Source organism: Pseudomonas sp. NPDC077186, assembly GCF_044543505.1.
In the GTDB taxonomy this organism is placed as follows: domain Bacteria; phylum Pseudomonadota; class Gammaproteobacteria; order Pseudomonadales; family Pseudomonadaceae; genus Aquipseudomonas.
On record NZ_JBITWE010000001.1, the window covers coordinates 1,166,799 to 1,182,185 of the forward strand.

At 65.2% G+C, this 15,387-nt stretch carries 18 protein-coding genes and 1 tRNA gene; 3 read left to right on the top strand and 16 right to left on the bottom strand.

Translation table 11 applies throughout. The annotated features are described in order from the left end of the window. Positions 1-106: 106 nt before the first annotated feature. The gene (locus ACIGKL_RS05500; RefSeq protein ID WP_397485685.1) at positions 107-505 is read left to right on the top strand and encodes a quorum-sensing-regulated virulence factor family protein; all 399 of its coding nucleotides are present in this window, start codon (positions 107-109) and stop codon (positions 503-505) included. Positions 506-509: 4 nt separating this feature from the next. On the opposite strand, the gene ACIGKL_RS05505 is transcribed toward ACIGKL_RS05500, so the two are convergent. Further along, positions 510-704, bottom strand: coding sequence for a hypothetical protein (locus ACIGKL_RS05505; protein WP_021445475.1), 195 nt, complete (start codon positions 702-704; stop codon positions 510-512). Between the two features lie 190 nt (positions 705-894). On the opposite strand from ACIGKL_RS05505, the gene ACIGKL_RS05510 reads away from it, so the two are divergent. Together ACIGKL_RS05510 and ACIGKL_RS05515 are read left to right on the top strand one after the other, a co-directional pair. Continuing rightward, a complete protein-coding gene (locus tag ACIGKL_RS05510; RefSeq protein ID WP_397485686.1) occupies positions 895-2,298 on the top strand; it encodes an MBL fold metallo-hydrolase RNA specificity domain-containing protein in 1,404 nt (467 codons plus the stop codon). A gap of 128 nt (positions 2,299-2,426) precedes the next feature. Continuing rightward, positions 2,427-3,500, top strand: coding sequence for an LOG family protein (locus ACIGKL_RS05515; protein WP_397485687.1), 1,074 nt, complete (start codon positions 2,427-2,429; stop codon positions 3,498-3,500). Positions 3,501-3,803: 303 nt separating this feature from the next. Here ACIGKL_RS05515 and nadA read toward each other — a convergent pair whose 3' ends face one another. The 15 genes from nadA to ACIGKL_RS05590 all read right to left on the bottom strand — a co-directional run bounded on the left by nadA (position 3,804) and on the right by ACIGKL_RS05590 (position 15,325). Beyond that, on the bottom strand, positions 3,804-4,862 hold the full coding sequence (gene nadA / locus ACIGKL_RS05520; RefSeq protein ID WP_397485688.1) for a quinolinate synthase NadA: 1,059 nt from the start codon (positions 4,860-4,862) through the stop codon (positions 3,804-3,806). Between the two features lie 136 nt (positions 4,863-4,998). Further along, positions 4,999-5,074 (bottom strand) — tRNA-Lys (locus tag ACIGKL_RS05525). Positions 5,075-5,132: 58 nt separating this feature from the next. Next, positions 5,133-5,804, bottom strand: coding sequence for a 7-cyano-7-deazaguanine synthase QueC (gene queC, locus ACIGKL_RS05530; protein WP_397485689.1), 672 nt, complete (start codon positions 5,802-5,804; stop codon positions 5,133-5,135). 2 nt (positions 5,805-5,806) lie between these two features. Further along, positions 5,807-6,454, bottom strand: a complete 648-nt coding sequence (queE, locus tag ACIGKL_RS05535) for a 7-carboxy-7-deazaguanine synthase QueE (RefSeq protein ID WP_397485690.1) — start codon at positions 6,452-6,454, stop codon at positions 5,807-5,809. A 326-nt stretch (positions 6,455-6,780) separates the two neighbouring features. Next, positions 6,781-7,593 (bottom strand): tol-pal system protein YbgF, encoded by an 813-nt coding sequence (gene ybgF / locus ACIGKL_RS05540; protein ID WP_397485691.1) that lies wholly within the window; start codon positions 7,591-7,593, stop codon positions 6,781-6,783. Positions 7,594-7,599: 6 nt separating this feature from the next. Then, positions 7,600-8,097 (bottom strand): peptidoglycan-associated lipoprotein Pal, encoded by a 498-nt coding sequence (gene pal / locus ACIGKL_RS05545; protein WP_397485692.1) that lies wholly within the window; start codon positions 8,095-8,097, stop codon positions 7,600-7,602. A gap of 55 nt (positions 8,098-8,152) precedes the next feature. After that, the gene (gene tolB, locus ACIGKL_RS05550; protein ID WP_397485693.1) at positions 8,153-9,451 is read right to left on the bottom strand and encodes a Tol-Pal system beta propeller repeat protein TolB; all 1,299 of its coding nucleotides are present in this window, start codon (positions 9,449-9,451) and stop codon (positions 8,153-8,155) included. A gap of 5 nt (positions 9,452-9,456) precedes the next feature. Next, positions 9,457-10,413 carry a cell envelope integrity protein TolA gene (gene tolA, locus ACIGKL_RS05555; RefSeq protein WP_397486255.1) on the bottom strand — a complete coding sequence of 319 codons (957 nt, stop codon included), beginning with the start codon at positions 10,411-10,413 and terminating at the stop codon, positions 9,457-9,459. Beyond that, on the bottom strand, positions 10,410-10,862 hold the full coding sequence (tolR, locus tag ACIGKL_RS05560; RefSeq protein WP_397485694.1) for a protein TolR: 453 nt from the start codon (positions 10,860-10,862) through the stop codon (positions 10,410-10,412). The genes tolA and tolR overlap by 4 nt, the downstream gene beginning before the upstream one ends. Positions 10,863-10,889: 27 nt before the next feature. Next, positions 10,890-11,561, bottom strand: a complete 672-nt coding sequence (gene tolQ, locus ACIGKL_RS05565; protein ID WP_397486256.1) for a protein TolQ — start codon at positions 11,559-11,561, stop codon at positions 10,890-10,892. Between the two features lie 32 nt (positions 11,562-11,593). After that, positions 11,594-12,046 carry a tol-pal system-associated acyl-CoA thioesterase gene (gene ybgC, locus ACIGKL_RS05570; RefSeq protein ID WP_397485695.1) on the bottom strand — a complete coding sequence of 151 codons (453 nt, stop codon included), beginning with the start codon at positions 12,044-12,046 and terminating at the stop codon, positions 11,594-11,596. Positions 12,047-12,099: 53 nt separating this feature from the next. Then, positions 12,100-13,152 (bottom strand): Holliday junction branch migration DNA helicase RuvB, encoded by a 1,053-nt coding sequence (gene ruvB / locus ACIGKL_RS05575; protein WP_397485696.1) that lies wholly within the window; start codon positions 13,150-13,152, stop codon positions 12,100-12,102. Positions 13,153-13,254: 102 nt separating this feature from the next. Next, entirely contained in the window at positions 13,255-13,860 is a 606-nt protein-coding gene (gene ruvA / locus ACIGKL_RS05580; protein WP_397485697.1) for a Holliday junction branch migration protein RuvA, read from the bottom strand. 21 nt (positions 13,861-13,881) lie between these two features. Further along, a complete protein-coding gene (ruvC, locus tag ACIGKL_RS05585) occupies positions 13,882-14,406 on the bottom strand; it encodes a crossover junction endodeoxyribonuclease RuvC (protein ID WP_397485698.1) in 525 nt (174 codons plus the stop codon). A 169-nt stretch (positions 14,407-14,575) separates the two neighbouring features. Further along, positions 14,576-15,325, bottom strand: coding sequence for a YebC/PmpR family DNA-binding transcriptional regulator (locus ACIGKL_RS05590; RefSeq protein ID WP_397485699.1), 750 nt, complete (start codon positions 15,323-15,325; stop codon positions 14,576-14,578). Positions 15,326-15,387 lie beyond the last annotated feature (62 nt).

The window sequence follows — 15,387 nt, forward strand, 5'->3', positions numbered from 1 at the left end:
GAAAAAACGCGGCAGTTTAACAAAGCCGGGCAGGCTATGATGCGCCAGGCGCTGAACCCGGCCACGCCTGGCGGGTCAAAGCCCGCACTCGTTCAGGAGAATCCGCATGTCCCGCGTTACCGCCCTCGTCCTCGCCCTGGCCCTGCCCGTCGCCGCCCAGGCCGCCTCGCTCAAGGAGCTCGAACTGACCCGCGCCCTCGAGCAGGTCGCCCGGCAAAGCAGCGAGGGCACGCCGCGGGCGATCAACGAGGACATTCTCGATCAGGGCTACACCGTCGAAGGCCACACCCTGGTCAACCACCTCAGCGTCCGGCCGGCCCACGCCGCGCAGATGCGCGGCAATCCGGACACGGTGCGCGCCCAGTTGGCCGCCAGCGTATGCCGCAACCCGGGCTATCGCCAGCTGCTGGCCCAGGGCGCGCAGCTGCGCTACCAGTTCAGCGAGTACCGCAGCAACCGCCCGGTCACCACCGAGCAGTTCGACCGGGCCGACTGCGGCCTGTAAGCCTTCAGCCCTTCTCGGCCCGGCGCTGCGCATCGTCGGCGCGCAGCTCGGCGAGCAGCGCCTCCATATAGCGCGAACGGCGCACGCCGCCCTCCAGGCGACGCAGGCATTCGTCTTCCAGGCTCAACTGATTGGTACGCGCCGCCTGCTGCAGCAGGCGGTACAAATCCACATCTATCTCCAGAATCAACTTGGGCATGCCTGCCCCTCCCTTTCCTCTGCGTGCACCTGCGCCAGACGACGCGCCCTCACCCCTCCAGTAAATCAGACGACGCGCCATGGCCGGCTCGCCCGGACGAACGGCGCGCCAGCGACCATACTGACCTGCATCAACGGCATCGTCCGCGCGGCTCGGCAAGATGGGCCGTCGCCTACTGGAGATGAGGATCATGGCACTACTGAGCTTTCTCGGCGCCATTCGCCAAGTCACCGGCTCCTGCTACCTGGTGGAGAGCCGCGACGGCGCCAAGGTGCTGCTCGAATGCGGCATGCACCAAGGCCGCCGCGAGGAGGAGGAGCACAACCGCAGCGCCTTCCCCTTCGACCCGCGCAGCCTGGATGCGGTGGTGGTGTCCCACGCCCACCTCGACCACAGCGGCCTGCTGCCGCGCCTGGTGGCCGAGGGTTACCGCGGCGCTATCCATGTCACCGAGGCCAGCGGCGAGCTGCTCGAACTGATGCTGCTGGATGCCGCCTTTCTCCAGGAGAAGGACGCCGAGTGGGAGAACCGCTGGCGCGCGCGCCAGGGCAAGCCGGCGGTCAAGCCACTGTACACCCTGGCCAACGCCGAGCAGGCGCTCGGCCAGCGCCGCACCCACGCCTACGGCACGCCGGTGGAGGTGGCCAAGGGGGTGCAGATGACCTTCCACAACGCCGGACATATCCTCGGCGCGGCCATCGTCGAGATGAAGATCGAGGACCACCACCTGCACCGCCACCTGGTGTTTTCCGGCGACCTGGGCAATACCTGCTCGCCGCTGATGCAGGCGCCGGCGACCCTGAGCCAGGCCGACGTGCTGCTGATGGAGTCGACCTACGGCGACCGCGACCACCGCCGTAGCGAGGACACTCTGGAGGAGCTGGCGGCGATCCTGCAGCAGGCCCACCGCGAGGGCGGCAACGTGCTGATTCCCTCCTTCGCCGTCGGCCGCACCCAGGACCTGATCTACTACCTGGGGCGCTTCTACCAGGAGGGCCGCCTGCCGCAACAGGCGGTATTCCTCGACAGCCCCATGGCGATCCGCGCCAACGCCATCTACAGCCGCTTCCACGACCAGTTCGCCGCCGAGGATCGTGCCGCACTGGCCGCCAAGGGGGTCAAGCGGGTCGAGGACTGGCTGCCGATCCTACGCTGTACGCCCAGCGCCGAGGAGTCGATGGCGATCAACCGGATCAACAGCGGCGCGATCATCATCGCCGGCGCCGGCATGTGCAACGGCGGGCGCATCGTCCATCACTTCAAGCACAACCTCTGGCGCGAGAACTGCCACCTGGTGTTCCCCGGCTTCCAGGCCAAGGGCACTCTCGGCCGCCTGATAGTCGACGGCGCCAGTACGGTGAAGGTGCTGCACCAGCGCATCGCGGTGAAGGCCAAGGTGCACACCCTGGGCGGCTTCTCGGCGCATGCCGGGCAAGCGCAGCTGCTCGACTGGGCCAGCCATTTCGAGCACCACCCCGAGCTGTACCTGGTGCATGGCGAGCTGGAGAAGATGCAGGCGCTGCAGCAGGCCCTGCGCCAGCGGCTGAACTGGATCGCCAACATCCCCGAGCCGGGCGAGCAGATCGCCATCTGAGCGGCGCCGCCAGCGGCGCTCGCGCCCGCTGCGCCTTCCGCCATCGTCCGCAGACGTCCATACTCTGAAAAGGCTCGGGCTTTCAGGGACTTGGAGGTGCCGAGCGGACTCGATCAAGGAGACGCTGCATGCCCTACGAACCGGACGATTACCTGTCACGCCACTTCCAGACCAGTGGCATCGACCTGGCCAGCAAAGTGGACGAGCTGCTCGCCCTCTCCGCCCCCGGCAACAGCCCGAACCTGCCGCTGTACCGCGACATGCTCACCACCGTGATCCGCATGGCCCAGGCCGACCGCAACCGCTGGGACGCCAAGATCATGCTGCAAACCCTGCGCGAGATGGAGCACGCCTTCAGCACCCTGGAGCAGTTCAAGCGCCGGCGCAAGGTCACCGTGTTCGGCTCGGCGCGCACGCCGGCCGAGCACCCGGTCTACGCCCTGGCCCGCGAGCTGGGCGCGACCCTGGCGCGCTACGACCTGATGGTGATCACCGGCGCCGGCGGCGGCATCATGGCTGCCGCCCACGAAGGCGCCGGACGCGAGAACAGCCTGGGCTTCAACATCACCCTGCCGTTCGAGCAGAACGCCAACGCCACCATGCAGGGCAGCGAGCATCTGCTGTCGTTTCACTTCTTCTTCCTGCGCAAGCTGTTCTTCGTCAAGGAGGCCGACGCTCTGGTGCTCTGCCCCGGCGGTTTCGGCACCCTGGACGAGGCGCTGGAAGTGCTCACCCTGATCCAGACCGGCAAGAGCCCGCTGGTGCCGGTGGTGCTGCTGGATCAGCCGGGCGGCAGCTACTGGCAGCGCGCCATCGAATTCCTCCAGCAAGAACTGGCGGACAAGGGCTATATCCTGCCCAGCGACCTCAACCTGATGCGCCTGGTGCACAGCGCCGAAGACGCCGCCGAGGAAATCGCCCAGTTCTACCGCAACTTCCACTCCAGCCGCTGGCTCAAGGACAGCTTCGTCCTGCGCCTCAACCACCCGCTCAGCGACGCCGCGCTGCAGCAGCTGCAGAAGGAGTTCGCCGGTCTGTGCAAACAGGGCGGTTTCAGCCAGCAGCCCTACTGCGAGCAGGAACGCGACGAGCCCGAGCTGTGCCACCTGACCCGCCTGGCCTTCGCCTTCAACGGCCGCGACCACGGCCGGCTGCGCGAGCTGCTGAATTTCGTCAACCTGCCGGGCAACTGGGCGGCCTGAACATGGCCCGGCATATTCCGTAATGCCGTTCACTTAAGATCACGCGCGCCGTGCTCCCCTCTCCCATTTATGGGAGAGGGGCTGGGGGAGAGGGACGAAATAACTGCGAAACAGCCAGTTTTCCCCTCTCCCTAACCCTCTCCCCGAAGGGGCGAGGGGACTGATCGCGTCCAACCAATGCTTAAATGCCGTAGCCCGGATGTAATCCGGGGCAATGCCCGCCCTCCCATTCCCGGATTGCATCCGGGCTACGCAAAGCACGAAGCCCAGCATTTGCTGGGCTTCGTTTTGACCACATCCCCCTCAGGCGTTGCCCGCCACCTTCAGCCTGGCGGCCTGGGTGAAATCGAGCATGCGCTTGAGCGGCTTGATCGCCTTGGGAATCAGCGCCGGGTCGACCTGGATTTCGCCACTGCCTTCGCGCAGGCCGGTGAGCACCCGCTCCAGGGTGTTCATCGCCATCCACGGGCAGTGCGCGCAGCTGCGGCAGGCCGCGCCGTTGCCGGCGGTGGGCGCCTCGATAAAGGTCTTGTCCGGGCACAGCTGCTGCATCTTGTAGAAGATGCCGCGGTCGGTGGCGACGATAAAGGTGGAATTGGGCAGGGTCTGCGCCGCCTTGATCAACTGGCTGGTGGAGCCCACCGCGTCGGCCAGCTCGACCACGTTCTGCGGCGACTCCGGGTGCACCAGGATGGCGGCGTCCGGGTACAGCGCCTTCATGTCCAGCAGCTGCTTGGACTTGAATTCCTCGTGGACGATGCAGGCGCCGTCCCACAGCAGCATGTCGGCGCCGGTCTCGCGCTGGATGTAGTTGCCCAGGTGCTTGTCCGGCGCCCAGATAATGGTTTCGCCGTTGTCCATCAGGCTCTCGACGATTTCCAGCGCGCAGCTGGAGGTCACCACCCAGTCGGCCCGCGCCTTGACCGCCGCCGAGGTGTTGGCATACACCACCACGGTGCGCTCGGGATGCTGGTCGCAGAAGGCCGAGAACTCATCCACCGGGCAGCCCAGGTCGAGCGAGCAGGTCGCCTCCAGGGTCGGCATCAGCACGCGCTTTTCCGGGTTGAGGATCTTCGCCGTTTCGCCCATGAACTTGACCCCGGCCACCACCACGGTCTGCGCCGGGTGCTGATTGCCGAAGCGGGCCATTTCCAGGGAGTCGGAGACGCAGCCGCCGGTTTCCTCGGCCAGCGCCTGGATCACCGGGTCGCAGTAATAGTGCGCCACCAGCACGGCGTTCTGCTTCTTCAGCTCGGCGGCAATCTCGCGACGGTAGAAGGCCTCCTCCTCGGCCGTCAGCGGCTTGGGCTGCTTGGCATCGAGGTGGGCTTGAACCAGAAGGCGTTCGGAAATCTGCGTCATATCATCGAACCTGCGGCGCTCTTAAGCGAGCTGCGAGTATACCCCCTGGCCGCCCATCGCCACAGGCGGGCAGCATCGGCCAGAAGGCTTTTCCGAGAGCAAAAAAAAGCCAGTCTGGCGACTGGCTTTTGCGATCTGGTGGGTCGTGTAGGATTCGAACCTACGACCAATTGGTTAAAAGCCAACTGCTCTACCAACTGAGCTAACGACCCAACGCGAGGCGCATGATACTGATTTAATTCAGGAAATCAACACTTCACGAAAACTTTTTCAAATATAGCGGGTGGCGTCGGCGACACCGGCGGCGGCAAAGCCGGCCGCGCGCAGACGACAGCTGTCGCACTTGCCGCAGGCGCGGCCGTCGTCGGCCTGGTAGCAGGACACGGTCAGCGCGTAATCCACGCCCAGGCGCATGCCGGCCTGGATGATCTCGCCCTTGCTTAGCTGCTGTAGCGGCGCGCGAATGCGAAAGCCCTGCCCTTGCACCCCGGCCTTGGTCGCCAGGTTGGCCATGCGCTCGAAAGCCTCGATAAATTCCGGCCGGCAGTCGGGATAGCCCGAATAGTCCACCGCGTTGACCCCGATAAAGATATCGCGAGCGCCCAGCACTTCCGCCCAGCCCAGCGCCAGAGACAGGAACACCGTGTTGCGCGCCGGCACGTAGGTCACCGGAATGCCCTCGCCAGGGGTTTCCGGCACGGCGATGGAGGCGTCGGTCAACGCCGAGCCGCCGATGCCGTTGAGGTCGAGACCAATCACCTTGTGCTCGACCACCCCCAGTTGCCGGGCAACGCGCTCGGCGGCCTGCAGCTCGGCGCGATGACGCTGGCCGTAGTCGAAGCTCATGCTGTAGCAGGCGTAGCCCTCAGCCTTGGCCATGGCCACCACGGTGGCCGAGTCCAGGCCGCCAGAGAGAAGAATCAGCGCTTTCTTGTCGTTCATGCTCAGTGTCCCGGCTCGTCGTTCCAGAGAATCTTGTGCAGCTGCAGCTGCAGGCGTACCGGCAGGTTGTCCGCCACTATCCAGTCGGCCAGCGCGCGCGCGTCCAGCTGCTGGTGGCTGGGCGAGAACAACACCTCACCGGCGCGCGCCTCGAGGCGATACTGGATCAGCTTGGACACCGCCCAGTCGTAGTCCTCGCGCGAGCAGATGACGAACTTGACCTGGTCGTTGGCGCTCAGCCAGTCGATGTTCTCGTAGCGATTGCGCTGCACCTCGGCCGAGCCCGGGGTCTTCAGGTCGAGCACCTTGCTCACCCGCGGATCGACGGCCGATACGTCGAGCGCGCCGCTGGTCTCCAGCGACACCTCGTAGCCGGCGTCGCACAGGAGCTCGAGCAGGGCAATGCAATTGGGCTGGGCCAGCGGCTCGCCGCCGGTGACGCAGACGTAGCGCGGCTTGTAGGCCGCCACCTGGTCGAGGATGGCGTCCAGCGCAATCAGCTCGCCGCCGCTAAAGGCGTAGGCGGTGTCGCAGTACTGACAACGCAGGGGACAGCCGGTCAGGCGCACGAATACCGTCGGCAAGCCGGCGGTACGCGTCTCGCCCTGCAGCGAGTAGAAGATCTCGGTGATGCGCAGGGTTGTTTGCATAGTGGCCACGGGCGTGATGACGAAACAGGCCATCCGCCTCCGTTGCGTTGAATCGGGATGCTTGCCGCAAGCAGCGGCAGCGATCGGTTACCCGCACGGCGAAGGCATCAGCCGAGCTGAAACTTCGCCCCCGTTGCGGGGCTGGCGATTCTAAACGAAAAACCGCCTGGCCGATATTTCACCCTGCCATCGACCCATGGGGCGCGCCCTGCACACAGCCATTGCTCGGCCGTAGGGGAGGTATCGGTGCGCGCGGCACACCCTACGAGATGGCCAGCCACAAAAAACCCGCGACGTGCGCGGGTTCTTCGCAGGCTGTGGGGCCGTTACGGCAGGCGCTGCAGGTCGCGCTGGGCCAGTTGCGCGGCCGAACTGCCGGGAAACTGAGCGATGACCTGCTGGAGGATGCCGCGGGCCTTGTCGTTGTTACCCAGGCGCTTCTCCACGTCGGCCAGTTTGAACAGCGAATCCGGCACCTTGGCATGGCTCGGGTAAGCCTGGCTGACCTTGGCGAAGGCCTGGCCGGCACCCTGCAGGTCGCCCTTGGCCAGATTGACCTCGCCCAGCCAGTACTGCGCGTTGCCGGCGTACTGGCTGTTCGGATAGCGGTTGAGGAAGGCGGTGAAGGCCTGCGACGCCTTGTCGAAATCCTTGGCCTTGATCAGGTCGAAGGCGGCGTCGTAATAGAGCTTTTCCTTGGCCGGATCACCCGGCTCGGCGCTGGCCTGCTGCTGGGCGGCAGGTGGCGTCGGGGTACCGTTGGCGTTGATCGCGCCAGCGGCGGAATTCTGTGCGGGAGCAGCGGAGCCAGCACCGGAAGACAGGCGTTGGTCCAGATCCTGATAGCGCTCGAGGCTCTCCTGCTTGAGGCGCTGGATTTCGTTCTGCTGTTCTTCGAGCATGCCGCGCAGCTGGGCGATTTCCTGCTGCATCTGCTCGAGCTGATTGAACAGCATACCCTGCGCCGAGGCCGGGGCTTGCGCCCCGCCCCCGGCGTAGGAGCCGGCCGTGCCATAACCCGCCGGTGGATAGCTGCTGCCTTGCGGCATGGAGCTGCTTTCCAGTACGGGAACTTCCGCCATCGCCGCGAGCGGCAGGGCGAGCGTCAGAAGGGTCAGGGTACGGCGGCAATTACGCATGGCAGCTTACTTGCGCAGCTCTACGCGACGGTTCTGAGCCCAGGACTGCTCGTCGTTGCCCATGGCAACCGGACGCTCTTCACCGTAGGAAACCAGTTCCAGCTGAGCCGGGGAAACGCCCTGCAGTACCAGGTAGCGCTGAACGGCCTTGGCACGACGCTCGCCCAGAGCCATGTTGTACTCGCGGGTACCGCGCTCGTCGGCGTGGCCTTCCAGAACGACGCGAGCGCCATTGCCTTTCAGGTCCTTGGCGTGTACGTCCAGAGCGCGCATGGCTTCGGCCTTCAGGTCGGAGCTGTCGTACTCGAAGTAGAAGGTGGTGATAGCGCGCAGGGCGGCTTCTTCGCTCAGGCTGCCGTCGACGGCACCAGTGTTGGCACCGTAACCGGCGTTCGGGTCGACCGCGCCTTCACCGGCAGCGTCACCGCCTTTGGAGGAACAACCAACAGCGACGGCGAGAGCCAGGGACAGTGCAGCGAACTTACCGAATTTCAGCATTTCCATCATGTAACTCCTAATGAACCCCAGTTGTGTTAAGCAATAAAGGTGTAGCGCCGCATCAGTTCAGGTAAGGGGACCAAGAAGGCTCTCGAACTTCGCCTTGAGCGGTAGGAAGAGGGAGCCTCACGCGCCCATTGGTGGACGCTAACATCAAGACTCCCCGGCCCTGCTGGCGGGTGGCGTAGATTAGCATGGCGCCATTGGGCGCAACAGTGGGCGACTCGTCCAAACTGGTGTCGGAGAGGATGCGCAGGCGGTTGGTTTCCAGGTCCTGCGCGGCCACCTTGAACACGGTGAAACCGTCCTGGCGATGAATCATCACCAGGGTCTTCTCGTCGGCTGACAACTTCGGGTTGGCGTTGTAGTTGCCGACGAAGGTCACGCGCTCCACCGCTCCGTTATTGATGTTGGTCTTGTAGATCTGCGGCTTGCCGGCACGATCCGAGGTGAAGTACAGGGTCTGACCGTCCTTGCCCCAGAAGGGTTCGGTGTCGATGGCGTAATGGTTGGTGATACGGCGCATCTGCCGACTGCCCATGTCCATCACGTAGATTTCCGGGTTACCGTCGCGCGACAGCACGAAGGCCAGGCGATTGCCGTCCGGCGACCAGGCCGGGGCGCCATTGAGGCCTTCGAAATTGGTGATCTGCTCGCGGCGGCCGGTGTCGATATGCTGGACGAAGATGCGCGGACGGCGCTGTTCGAACGACACGTAGGCGATACGGCGACCATCAGGCGCGAAGGACGGCGACAGGATCGGCTCGCGCGACTGCAGCAGGGTCACCGCACGGGCGCCGTCGTAGTCGGAACGCTGCAGGGTGTAGCGGGTGTTGTTGGCACCGAAACGCTCGGCGGTGACGTACAGCAGGCGGGTGGAGAACGCGCCCTTGACCCCGGTGAGCTTCTCGAACGACTGATCGGCGATATGGTGCGCCATGTCGCGCAGTTGATCGGTGCCGCCACCGACGCTGCCGGTCATCACCTGCTGTTCGGTGCTGACGTTGAACAGCGCGTACTGCACCTGCAGGCGACCGGCGTTCGGCACCAGGCTGCCGACCAGCACGTACTGGGCACCGAGGGCCTTCCAGTCGCGGTAGATGACTTCGCTGGCCTGGGTCGGCAGGCTGATCATGTTCTGCCGCGGAATCGGCTCGAAGTAGCCGGAATTGCGCAGGTCGTTGCCGATGATCTCGGCCATGTCCTCGGGCAGTACCGAGCCGCCCTGCCAGCCGAAGGGCACCACGGCGATCGGCGTGGCCCGGTCGGCGCCATGGGAGATCACCAGCGGATCGGCCGCCTGCACGCTGCCGACCAGCATGACCAGCCCCAGCAGGGCCATACGAATCAGGGTTTTCACAGCGCTCAATCCTCCGGTTTGAAAATAACGCGACGCTGCCTGTACAGGGAGTCAAAGGTAGCGCGATCCAATTGTTGCACTTCGGGAATACGGCCGACGTTGCGCACCGCGGCCACGGCGGAGCTGTCGAACGGCGCATCGCCGCTGGAGCGCGACACGCTGGCGTTGGCGATGGTGCCATCGGGCAGCATCTGAATCAGCAGTTCGACGCTCATGCCGCGGCGCGCCGACATCGGCCGCTGCCAGTTCTCAGTGATCAGTTTGATGATCAGGTCGTCGAGGTTGCCCGCCACCTGGTCGCCATGGGTCTCGGCCAGCGCCTGCTGGTTCTGCACGTTGTCCGACAGCAGCTCGGCCAGTGCCGCCGCCTTCTGATCCTCGGCCGCCTTGCGCCGCGCCTCTTCGGCCTTGCGCTTGGCGTCCTCGGCCGCTTTCTTCTTGGCCGCCTCGGCGGCTGCCTTCTTCTTCGCTTCTTCGGCCGCGGCCTTCTTCTTGGCCTCTTCGGCAGCTTTCTTCTTCGCCTCTTCCTCGGCGCGTTTCTTGGCGATGTCGGCCTGACGCTTCTGCTCGGCGGCCTTCTTCTCGGCCTCCGCCTTCTTCGCCGCCTCGGCCTTGGCCGCTTCCGCCTTTCGAGCCTCCTCGGCTTTCTTTTGTTCCGCTGCCTTGGCCGCAGCGAGCTTCTGCTGCTCGGCCTTCTTCTGCTCCAGACGCTCGGTCTCGAACTGCGGCGCCGAGGTCTTCTGCGCCTCGCCCGCCACCTTCTGGGTGGTCTGGGTGGTGGCCTGGCTCTGCGATTTCAATTGATACAGGGTGGCCTGCACCACCGGGCGTGCCGGCGGCAGCTCGGGGCTGAAGGCGAAGCTGACGAACAGCATGGCAAACATCAGGACGTGCAGACCCACGGCCCAGACCACGGGCCAGAAGTAGCTTTCCGAGGGCGAACGCTCGCTGTGCTGCATCAGGGCGCCTCGGTAATCAATCCGACGTTGCCCACGTCGGCCTGCTGCAGGCCGCCCATGGCGGCCATCACCGTGCCGTAGTCGACCGACTTGTCGCCGCGCACGAACACCTGCACCGGCTTACCCTGACGACGGTTCTCGGCAATGATCGCCGACACCGCCTGGGTCATCTGTTCCAGGGTCGAGGCACGCTCCTGCTCGGTGTCGACGTCCACCTCGCTGCCCATGTTCCAGTAGTAGGTCTTGTCGGCCTTGATGGAAATGGTCAGCACCTGGGCGTCGTTGTCCTGCGGCAGCGCCTCGCTGCTGACCTTGGGCAGGTCGACCTTGACCCCCTGGTTGAGCATGGGCGCGGTGACCATGAAGATGACCAGCAGCACCAGCATCACGTCGATGTAGGGCACCACGTTCATCTCGGCGACCGGTTTGCGTCTGTTGCGAATTCTCGCCATGGCTAACACCTATCCTCTGCGCGCGCGTTATTCGTCCGAGGTATGCACCTTGCGGTGCAGGATGGCCTGGAACTCGTCGGCGAAGGTGTAGTAACGGCCGATCAGCATTTCGCCGCGGGCGGCGAAGCGGTTGTAGGCGATCACCGCCGGAATCGCGGCGAACAGGCCGATGGCGGTGGCGATCAGCGCCTCGGCGATGCCCGGGGCGACGGTGGCCAGGGTGGCCTGCTGCACCTGGGCCAGGCCGCGAAAGGAGTTCATGATGCCCCATACGGTGCCGAACAGGCCGATGTAGGGGCTGGTGGAGCCGACGGTGGCGAGGAACGGCAGCGCGGTTTCCAGCTTCTCTTCTTCGCGCGAGATGGCCACGCGCATGGCGCGCGACACGCCGTCCATCACTGCATCCGGGTCGACGCCCTGCTGCTGGCGCAGGCGGGAGAACTCCTTGAAGCCGGCGCGGAAGATCTGCTCCAGACCGGAATCCGGATCGGGGTTGCTGCCGGCCTGGCGATACAGCTTGGACAGGTCGATACCGGACCAGAAGCGATCCTCGAAGGCGTCCAGGGCGCGCTTGGCGGCGCGGATGGCATTGCTGCGCTGGAAGATCATCACCCAGGAAATGACCGAGGCGGCCACCAGGGTGAGCATCACCAACTGCACCACCAGGCTGGCGTTACTGATCAGACTCCACATCGACATATGGTCAACGGCGTTGGCGTTGGCTTCCACGCTTACTCTCCTGCTGCAATTAGGCCCGGCGCCTGCACCCCGGCGAACTCATGGCGCAGGGATTCGGGGATGGCCCGGGGTTTCAAGTTGTCGGCGCGCACACAGGCCACCAGGAACTGCCCTTCGCAGAGCAGCACAGCATCCGCGGCCCGCCTGACCTGTTGACGAAAACGCAGGCTGGCACGGTTCAATTCGATCACCTCGGCGCTGATGCACAGCTCGTCGTCCAACCGCGCCGGCGCGTGATAGCGCGCCTCGGCCGAATGCACGACGAACAACAGGCCCTCACCGGCCAGCGCCGACTGGGCATAACCCAGTTCACGCAGACGCTCGGTGCGAGCCCGCTCCATGAATTTGAGGTAGTTGACGTAGTAGACGATACCGCCGGCGTCGGTGTCCTCGTAGTAGACCCGGCAACGGTGGCTGAACGGCTGGACTCCGTTTTGCGCGCGCATACTCTAGTCCCCACCCTGTCGCTTGCCAATCCGGCTTGGTAACAATTTTTTCGTCATTCGTCGCCCACCGCGAAGAGGTCCGCACCCGGCTGCTCGCCGAGGCGCTTGGGAAGGTTCAGGCCGAAGTGCAGGTAGGCGTGACGGGTCACCACGCGCCCACGTGGCGTGCGCATCATGTAGCCCTGCTGGATCAGGTAGGGCTCGAGCACATCCTCGATGGTTCCGCGCTCCTCACCGATGGCCGCGGCCAGGTTGTCGATGCCGACCGGGCCGCCGTCGAACTTGTCGATCATGGCCAGCAACAAACGGCGATCCTGGTGATCGAAGCCATGCTCGTCGACATCCAGCATATTCAGCGCCTGATCGGCGATGTCGCGGGTGATATGGCCGCGCCCGCGCACCTCGGCGAAGTCGCGCACCCGGCGCAACAGGCGGTTGGCGATACGCGGCGTGCCGCGGGCGCGACGGGCAATCTCGTAGGCGCCCTGGTCTTCAGTGGGCAGGCCGAGGATACCGGCAGAACGAGCGACGATGGTCGCCAGGTCGTCGACACCGTAGAACTCCAGGCGCTGGACGATGCCGAAACGGTCGCGCAGCGGGTTGGTCAGCATGCCGGCGCGGGTGGTGGCGCCGACCAGGGTGAAGGGTGGCAGATCGAGCTTGATCGAGCGCGCGGCCGGCCCTTCGCCGATCATGATGTCGAGCTGGAAGTCCTCCATCGCCGGATACAGCACCTCTTCGACTATGGGCGAGAGGCGATGGATCTCGTCGATGAACAGTACGTCGCCGGCTTCCAGGTTGGTCAACAGCGCCGCCAGATCGCCCGGCCGCTCCAGCACCGGGCCGGAGGTGCTCTTGATCGACACGCCCATTTCCTGGGCGATGATATTGGCCAGAGTGGTCTTGCCCAGACCCGGCGGGCCGAAGATCAGGGTGTGGTCGAGGGCTTCCGCCCTGCCCTTGGCAGCCTGGATAAACAGCGCCATCTGCTCGCGCACGCCGGGCTGGCCGATGTACTCGGCCAGCTTCAGCGGGCGGATGGCGCGATCCTGCTGCTCTTCGCGCTCGCGCGGGCTGGCGGTGATCAGGCGATCGGCTTCGATCATCGAGGGTTTTCCACTAAGAGTCCGTTGAACTGCAATCTAGGGTGGAAAACCGCGCAGCGTTTTCCACCCGAAAGCCGGTGGATGAGAAAAGCGTCATCCACCCTACGCCATGCCGCGCAAGGCGCGGCGGATCAAATCTTCGCTGCTCAAACCATCCTCCTTGACAGCCGCCACGGCCCGGCTGGCCTCCTGCGGCTTGTAACCCAGGGAAATCAGGGCGCTCACCGCGTCGTTCTCCGCGCTTGAGACTGCCACCCCGGCGCGAGGTTCAACCACCAGGGTGGCGATGGCCGGCAGGCTTTCCCAGGCCTTGAACCTATCCTTGAGTTCCACCAGCAGGCGCTCGGCGGTCTTCTTGCCGACGCCCGGCACCTTGGTCAGCGCCGCGGCGTCCTGGGCCTGCACGCAGCGTACCAGCTCGTCCACCTCCAGCCCGGACATCAGCGCCAGGGCCAGCTTGGGGCCGACGCCGTTGAGCCGGATCAGCTCGCGGAACAGCTCGCGCTCGCGCTTCTCGAAGAAGCCGTAGAGCAGCTGGGCATCCTCGCGCACCACCTGGTGGGTGTGCAGGCACAGCGGCTCGCCCACCGAGGGCAGACGATATAGGGTGGTCATCGGCACTTCCAGCTCATAACCGACGCCATTTACATCCAGAAGCAAATGCGGCGGCTGCTTTTCCGCCAGGGTGCCGCGCAAACGTCCGATCACCGCTGCTGTCCTTTAATCAGATTACAAACGAAGGCGCCCGCCACGCCGCTTGGCGCCGGCCAGGCCGTGGGGAATCAGGCTCTGCCGATGGTGGGCATGGCACAGGGCGATGCCGAGGGCGTCGGAGGCGTCGATCTGCGGCTTCTGCGTCAGCTTGAGCAGGTGCATGACCATCATCTGCACCTGCTGCTTGTCCGCCGCGCCGGTGCCGACCACCGCCTGCTTGACCTGGGTGGCGGTGTACTCGGCCACCTCCAGCCCGGCTTCGACCGCCGCGACTATGGCGGCGCCGCGCGCCTGGCCGAGCTTGAGCGCCGAATCGGCATTGCGCGCCATGAACACCTGTTCGATGCCCATGGTCACCGGCCCGTAGCTGCGGATCACCTCGCCGACGCCGCGAAAGACCACCTGCAGGCGCTCGGCCAGGGGCCCGTCGCCGGTGCGAATGCAGCCGCTGGCGACGTACTCGCAGCCGCGGCCGGTATCGCGCACCACGCCGTAGCCGGTGATGCGCGAGCCGGGATCTATCCCCAGAATCAGCGTCATGCCTGTTATCCATCGATGACGCACCAGGCGTCACACTGTCTATTTATCCAGGGCGCGAGTATAGGGGCGCCGACAGGCCGCCGTCATCCAGTAGCGGATGCCCGGCGTCTGGATATGAAAAAGCCGGAAGCGCTCGCGGCGACTTCCGGCTCTCGGCTTGCCCTATGGCTCAGCCCAGTTGATCCATGATCTCGTCGGGGATTTCCGCGTTGTGGTAGACGTTCTGCACGTCGTCGAGGTCTTCCAGCATGTCGATCAGCTTGATCACCTTCTGCGCGGTTTCCAGATCGCCGATCGGCGCGCTGATCGAGGGGATCATGGCGATTTCCGCCTCGTCGGCCTTGAAGCCGGCGGCCGCCAGCGCCTCGTTGACCGCATGGAAGTCGCTGAAGCTGGTCGACACCAGCGCCGAGCCGTCCTCGCCCATGTCCACATCGTCGGCGCCGGCTTCCAGCGCCGCTTCCATCAGGGTGTCCTCATCCACGCCGGGAGCGAAGCTGAGCTGGCCCTTGCGCTCGAACATATAGGCCACCGAACCGTCGGTGCCGAGGTTGCCGCCGCACTTGCTGAAGGCATGGCGCACTTCGGCGGCGGTGCGGTTACGGTTGTCGGTCATCACCTCGACGATGATCGCCACGCCGCTCGGCGCGTAGCCCTCGTAGCTGAACTCGACGACGTTGTCGGCTTCGTTGTTGCCGGCGCCGCGGGCGATGGCGCGGTCGATGACGTCGCGCGACATGTTGGCGGTCAACGCCTTGTCCACCGCCAGGCGCAGGCGCGGGTTATCCGCCGGGATCGGGCCGCCGTGCTTGGCCGCCACCGTCAGCTCACGGATCAGCTTGGTGAAGATCTTGCCGCGCTTGGCGTCCTGACGACCCTTGCGGTGCTTGATATTGGCCCATTTGGAATGACCAGCCATAACTCACTCCGTTTCTTTCATTTAACAGTTGCCAGGGTGCGAGGGTTCGAGTCTCTCCACCC